Consider the following 6,164-nt stretch of genomic DNA (forward strand, 5'->3'; position numbering starts at 1 on the left):
CATTTTTCGTACTTCATTTCTTTTTCCTACATTTGTTTCGCACTTAATCGTCTGTGAACATGCTTGATTGGAACTTCATAGCCAGCCAGATTGCTGCGATTGCCTTCGACGTTGTTTATTTCGGGGCCATCATCGGAACGATTGTCGTTATTATCCTCGACAACCGCAATCCGGTGAAAACCATGGCATGGATACTGATATTGATGTTTCTTCCCATCGTGGGACTGGTGTTTTACTTCTTCTTCGGGCGTAGTCAGCGCCGCGTGCGTATGATAGGGAAGAAGAGTTACAGCCGCTTGTTGAAGAAACCTATGGCGGAATATCTGGCCCAGAATTCATGTGTACTTCCCATCAATTACAGCCGTCTCATATCCTTGTTCCGCAATATCAACCAGGCTTTTCCCTTCGATGGAAACCGGGTGGAAGCTTATACCCTGGGGCTTTTCATGCTGCAATCCCTGCTACGCGAACTGGGGAAAGCAACGAAGCATATCCACATGGAATTCTATATCTTCGAGGATGATGCCATCGGACGCTTGGTGCGCGATGTCTTGATGGAAAAGGCGCGTGCCGGGGTAGAGGTACGTGTGATTTATGATGATGTGGGTTGCTGGCACGTTCCCAATAGTTTTTTTGAAGAGATGCGTGAGGCCGGTATTGAGGTACGCAGTTTCCTGAAGGTACGTTTTCCGCTTTTCACCAGTAAGGTGAACTATCGTAATCATCGGAAAATAGTTGTCATTGACGGACGTGTCGGCTTTGTGGGGGGCATGAATCTTGCCGAACGCTATATGCGCGGATTCTCATGGGGCATCTGGCGAGACACACATCTGCTGCTGGAGGGCAAGGCTGTTCACGGACTGCAGACCGCCTTCCTGCTCGATTGGTACTTTGTGGACCGCACTCTGATTACTTCTACCCGCTATTTCCCAAGAATAGAAAATTGCGGCACTTCCTTGGCGCAGATTGTAACGAGTGAGCCTGTAGGCCCGTGGAAAGACATTATGCAGGGTCTCGTCATGTCCATTTCCAGCGCAAAGAAATACTTCTATATCCAGACTCCCTACTTCCTGCCCACGGAAGCCGTACTTGTTGCCATGCAGACCGCTGCCTTGTCAGGTGTCGATGTGCGTCTGATGCTGCCTATGCGTGCTGATAACCGCTTGACGCATCTGGGTTCCTGCTCTTATCTGGCAGATGTGCTCTATTCGGGAGTCAAGGTCTATTTCTATAAGAAAGGATTCTTGCACTCTAAACTGATGGTTTCGGATGATGAACTGTCTACGGTAGGCTCCACGAATGTGGATTTCCGTAGTTTTGAACATAACTTTGAGGTGAATGCCTTTATCTATGACACGGAAACAGCGCTTCAGATGCGCGAAATCTTCCTTCAAGACCAGCGTGACTGCGTACAGGTATTTCTGAAAAACTGGGTGAAGCGCCCTTGGTATTGTAAGGCGGCAGAGAGCGTGGTGAGGCTGATGGCACCGCTTTTGTAATTGATGATTGATAATGGATAATTGACCGTGTTTGTTATGCAGTCAATTATCTATTATCTATTCTCAATTAAAGAACGTGAAGTTCACGCTACCGTACACCCTTCTCTCCACAAAGTGCGGATGTCCCTCGAAACTGTTTTTCTTTCCGTGTTCCAGAACAAAGAGGCCGTCTTTTTTCAGCAGATTGTTTTCGAAGATGAGGTCGGGCAAGGTTTCCAGCCCGGCAAGCTCGTAGGGAGGATCGGCAAAGATAAAGTCGAACTGCTCGCGTCCGCTCTTGATGTATTTGAATACGTCACCCCGTATGGGCAGACACTTGTCTGTCTTTAGTTCTTGCAGAATTTTGCAGATGAAGGCGTAGTGGTCACGGTCTTTTTCCACGCTGATTACTTGGTTGCAGCCTCTGGATACCAGCTCGATGCTGATGCTGCCCGTACCGGCAAAAAGGTCGAGGGCACGTACACCGTCCTCAAAGTCCATGTAGTTGGAAAGCACATTGAACAGATTCTCTTTGGCAAAGTCGGTAGTAGGGCGTGCCTTGAATGAGTGGGGGACGTCGAAACGTCTTCTTTTGTATATTCCGCTGATTATTCGCATAGGGTTATGGCTTGCAGGTCAAGATTAGTGGCGGGATTCATGATGAACACCTGCCGGATGAATTTTCGCAGTTCGGACAACAATAGCTCTTTGTCGTTCAGGTCACCGGTGAGGTGTAACTCATCGCGCTCCTGCTCGAAGCCAAGTTGTTTCCATATATATAATAGGTAATAGACGCAGTCGGATGTACTTTTGCATTTAAAGGAATTGGCAAGAAGCAGGTGCCCGCGTTCGTAGCTGTATACGTCTACGGCATCTTTTTGCAAGTATACATACATTTTCCGATTGTTGCCCAGGCGGCTCTTCGAGGAGAAGAACTCGATGAAAGGGCTGGCTTGGGAATAGAATTTTATATCGGGATGCCGTTCGCGGAGAAAGGAGTAGGCGCTTTTGTCCATGCCAAACAGTACGACAGTGTTGTTTTTATGCAGTATGTTGTATAGTACGGTTTCGTTTTCCCGTTTAGGGTGGTTGTGATAGAAGATAATTTCCGTTTGTTCGTCCTCGAAGAACTCCAGGGGAATGAACGTGAAGCGCTTGTCTGCCATGAGTACATTGACACGGTGGAAGGGGAGCTCCAGCCATTCCAGTTCGCGGAAGGTCTGTTTCAGATTGGCAGTGAGGGAGAGGGACTCGTCCACTTTCCTATTGTAGTAAGAAAATTCATCGTTCGCCAGAGGGTTGAACACAGAAAAAGAAAATCCATCCGTACTGAGACGGATGGATAATGTATATTGTTCCGATTTATTAAAATCAGTCGTTTCTATCATACGTTTATCGGGATGAGATTATTCCCAGTTACCGGCATTGTTGTTGGCTGTTTCCAGACTACCAATCATCAGACCGCAGTACTTGCCAAGTTTGGTTTGTACGTCCTTGATGTTGGCAATTTCCTGCTGATCCAGACCATTCAAATAAACCTCGTACGGAGTCTTCACTTCGAGCAGACAGAAAGGAGCACCGGATTTAGCTGTGTCATTCTTGATAGCCATTTCGAACTGTGCGCCGTTTCCGAAGGGAACATATCTCATGGAGTCAGCATTAAAACCTTTCGGGAAGATAGTGTCCAATACGGCTACCCACAGAGTATCACGCTTGAAGTTTTCCAATCCCCATTTCTTGACATCGGCATAGTTGCCTGTCTTCTTGGCTTTATTGATAATGTTGATGGCTTTCTTTTCAGTCAGACCGTCTTCCAACTGTTTGTCATCCAATTCACCTTGCTTGAAGATGAACGGAAGTTTCTGATGCTTGACAAAGTCAATCAGAGAGTCGAAGCTTGCAGTATATTGCTGGTTGTGTAAAGTACGATATTCCAATTGTGCTTTACGGATGTCAATCAGACGTGCGATGACAGCTGCGTCTCTGTGCTTCTTTGCTTTTTCAAAGTTGATAGGACCCATAATGCTGGCGTAACAAATATAAATTAGCACCAAAGCACATAAGCCTAAAATGACATTAAATACTGTTTTCATGATAAATATGTTTTTTAGTTGTTATATTCGCACCGCAAAAATAAAAGAAATTAATTTAAAAACGATAGTTCCCCTTACTTTTTTCTGTTACAAAAATGATAAATAACTATTTAGAAAGGCAAATTAAGGAAAATTTTCCTTATCAACCAACTCCAGAGCAAGAAATTGCTGTGAAATATTTATCGGAGTTCCTTCTCTCATCCCGTAACAAGGTGGTTTTTATGCTTCGTGGTTATGCTGGAACGGGCAAAACTTCGCTGGTCGGTGCCCTGGTGAGGACGTTGGATAAGCTGAAACAGAAGTCGGTATTGCTGGCACCGACCGGGCGGGCAGCAAAGGTTTTTTCGGCCTATGCGGGACATTCGGCATTTACAATTCATAAAAAAATCTATAGACAGCAATCTTTCTCTAATGAGTTGAGTAATTTCTCTGTGAACGATAATTTGACAACTCACACTCTCTATATAGTGGATGAGGCTTCGATGATTTCCAATGAGGGACTGTCCGGTTCCATGTTTGGTACGGGCAGGCTGCTGGATGACTTGGTGCAGTTTGTCTATTCCGGTCAGGGGTGCCGTTTGTTGCTGATGGGCGATACGGCGCAGCTTCCGCCGGTGGGAGAGGAACAGAGTCCCGCCCTCTTTGCCGATGCTTTGAAAGGCTATGGTCTGGAGGTGTTGGGAGTGGATTTGACGCAGGTAGTACGTCAGGAACAACAGTCGGGTATTTTGTGGAATGCTACCCTCCTGCGGCGGTTGATAGCGGAAGATGATTGCTATAGTCTGCCCAAGATAAAAGTCTCGGGATTTGCCGACATCAAGGTGCTGCCCGGCAATGAGCTGATAGAGACGTTGAGCTCTTGCTACGACCATGACGGGCTGGATGAAACCATCGTGGTGTGCCGTTCCAACAAGCGGGCGAACATCTACAACAAGGGCATCCGTGCACAGATTCTCTGGCGTGAGGATGAGCTGAACACCGGTGATTTGTTGATGGTGGCGAAAAATAACTACTTTTGGACGGAAAAAGAGAAGGGGATGGACTTCATTGCCAACGGTGAGATTGCCGTGGTGCGTCGCGTGCGCCATGCGCGTGAACTGTATGGCTTCCGTTTTGCGGACGTGACGCTGTCTTTTCCCGATTACGACGACTTCGAATTGGAGGTGAACATGCTGCTCGATACCTTGCATACCGACTCTCCCGCACTGCCAAAGGCGGAGCATGACCGGCTTTTCTATTCCGTCCTTGAGGACTATGCCGACATTACCGTGAAGCGCGAGCGGATGAAGAAGATGAAAGCAGACCCGTACTATAACGCTCTGCAGGTGAAGTATGCCTACGCCGTGACTTGCCACAAGGCGCAGGGAGGGCAGTGGAAGAATGTATTCCTTGACCAGGGCTATATGACGGACGAGTATCTGACACCCGATTATTTCCGTTGGCTCTATACGGCCTTTACCCGTGCTACAGGAACGCTTTATTTAGTGAACTATCCGATAGAACAAATTGTTTGAAAAATAGAGAGGGGTACTGACGCAGTATTCCGGTATTTTTTTTATTTTTGTAGATAGAACAACTATAACTGAATAATATTATGAAGAAGTTATACTCTTTCTTTGCTTTCATGGTGGTGCTGTTTATCGTTTCCGGTTGCCAGGACGATTATCGGAGCATGGTGCTTTTCGAAGGTGTGGAGCCTATTTATCAGATTGGGACATGTAATAATCTGGTGTCTAACCTTTCTTATTATCTTTCTGAAACAAATGAAGATACAGTGCTGGGCATTGACGGCGGCGACGGTTCCTATAATGTGATTAACGAGCATGAATCAGTGGCTTCCGTGACTTTTACCGATGATGTCAACGGGTATCAGCGTATCAAGATTCATCCGTTGGCAGAGGGGGAGACGATTGTGAAGGTGATGGATGGTTCCGGTGAGGAAACACAACTGCGCATCACGGTGAAAGGTCGTAGGCAATATACGTTGACGAAGATGGGCTTCGAGTATGGTATCAGTAGTGGTGCACCGACGGAACTGCTGGGGGATGTTTCTAAGGAACTTGCCGAGCGTCCTTGGGTGAAGGATGGTGGGTATTATGTGCTGGTGCCCGAAGATTTCTCCAATAGTATGTGGAAAGGTATATTGGAAATCTATCCGACGGGGAAAGAGGAGGAACCGCTAATGGGAATATACGAGACAGTTCCAGTGGAAGATGAGAGCGGGGATACATATGCACTGTGGCAGTTTACTTATAATGGAGAGAAGAGGCTCTTTACGCGGACGGTTTCGGGAAATGGTAAATGTGTTCTTGCGGAAAATGTAACTCCTTTCTGTCCTTTCGGTTTGTTGCCCGAAGGTGCACTGGTGGTTTATCGCGAAATATTTCTACTTCGGATGGAATGAGGTTTTAGTGGAAATCTTGTCAAGAGCAGATTTACGAAAGATTAACAGACGGGAGGCTTGGGGTAACTATTCAGCGAATCGAATACAATCAGGTTGGTCAGCAACAATTTTAGAATAATCCTCTGATTATCATCAAAATAACAGTGATTCTATTTGTGAATGTCAGATAAAATCGCTATCTTTGTATCT

General features: G+C 46.4%; 6 protein-coding genes. 3 read left to right on the top strand and 3 right to left on the bottom strand.

Annotation, left to right across the window (positions count from 1 at the left end):
• The first annotated feature begins 59 nt into the window (after window positions 1–59).
• A complete protein-coding gene (cls, locus tag HU824_RS10685) occupies window positions 60–1,499 on the top strand; it encodes a cardiolipin synthase (RefSeq protein WP_176468802.1) in 1,440 nt (479 codons plus the stop codon).
• Window positions 1,500–1,562: 63 nt separating this feature from the next.
• Here cls and rsmD read toward each other — a convergent pair whose 3' ends face one another.
• From rsmD to HU824_RS10700, 3 genes are read right to left on the bottom strand one after another with little or no spacing between them, the layout of a single operon-like run.
• A complete protein-coding gene (rsmD, locus tag HU824_RS10690) occupies window positions 1,563–2,096 on the bottom strand; it encodes a 16S rRNA (guanine(966)-N(2))-methyltransferase RsmD (RefSeq protein WP_176468804.1) in 534 nt (177 codons plus the stop codon).
• Window positions 2,087–2,866 carry a DUF3822 family protein gene (locus HU824_RS10695; RefSeq protein ID WP_136009575.1) on the bottom strand — a complete coding sequence of 260 codons (780 nt, stop codon included), beginning with the start codon at window positions 2,864–2,866 and terminating at the stop codon, window positions 2,087–2,089. The genes rsmD and HU824_RS10695 overlap by 10 nt, the downstream gene beginning before the upstream one ends.
• A gap of 18 nt (window positions 2,867–2,884) precedes the next feature.
• Window positions 2,885–3,571 carry a hypothetical protein gene (locus HU824_RS10700; RefSeq protein ID WP_176468805.1) on the bottom strand — a complete coding sequence of 229 codons (687 nt, stop codon included), beginning with the start codon at window positions 3,569–3,571 and terminating at the stop codon, window positions 2,885–2,887.
• 95 nt (window positions 3,572–3,666) lie between these two features.
• Between HU824_RS10700 and HU824_RS10705 the strand changes: the two genes are divergently transcribed.
• Together HU824_RS10705 and HU824_RS10710 are read left to right on the top strand one after the other, a co-directional pair.
• Window positions 3,667–5,085 (top strand): ATP-dependent RecD-like DNA helicase, encoded by a 1,419-nt coding sequence (locus HU824_RS10705; protein ID WP_176468807.1) that lies wholly within the window; start codon window positions 3,667–3,669, stop codon window positions 5,083–5,085.
• A gap of 80 nt (window positions 5,086–5,165) precedes the next feature.
• Window positions 5,166–5,975, top strand: coding sequence for a hypothetical protein (locus HU824_RS10710; protein WP_176468808.1), 810 nt, complete (start codon window positions 5,166–5,168; stop codon window positions 5,973–5,975).
• The last annotated feature ends 189 nt before the right edge of the window (window positions 5,976–6,164 follow it).

It is taken from the genome of Bacteroides sp. L10-4 (assembly GCF_013373675.1).
In the GTDB taxonomy this organism is placed as follows: Bacteria; Bacteroidota; Bacteroidia; order Bacteroidales; family Bacteroidaceae; genus Bacteroides; species Bacteroides muris.

Coding starts and splice junctions, on each gene's coding strand:
- HU824_RS10710 (WP_176468808.1), top strand. CDS start 5,166: ATGAAGAAGTTATACTCTTTCTTTGCTTTCATGGTGGTGCTGTTTATC.
- HU824_RS10705 (WP_176468807.1), top strand. CDS start 3,667: ATGATAAATAACTATTTAGAAAGGCAAATTAAGGAAAATTTTCCTTAT.
- HU824_RS10695 (WP_136009575.1), bottom strand. CDS start 2,866: ATGATAGAAACGACTGATTTTAATAAATCGGAACAATATACATTATCC.
- cls (WP_176468802.1), top strand. CDS start 60: ATGCTTGATTGGAACTTCATAGCCAGCCAGATTGCTGCGATTGCCTTC.
- HU824_RS10700 (WP_176468805.1), bottom strand. CDS start 3,571: ATGAAAACAGTATTTAATGTCATTTTAGGCTTATGTGCTTTGGTGCTA.
- rsmD (WP_176468804.1), bottom strand. CDS start 2,096: ATGCGAATAATCAGCGGAATATACAAAAGAAGACGTTTCGACGTCCCC.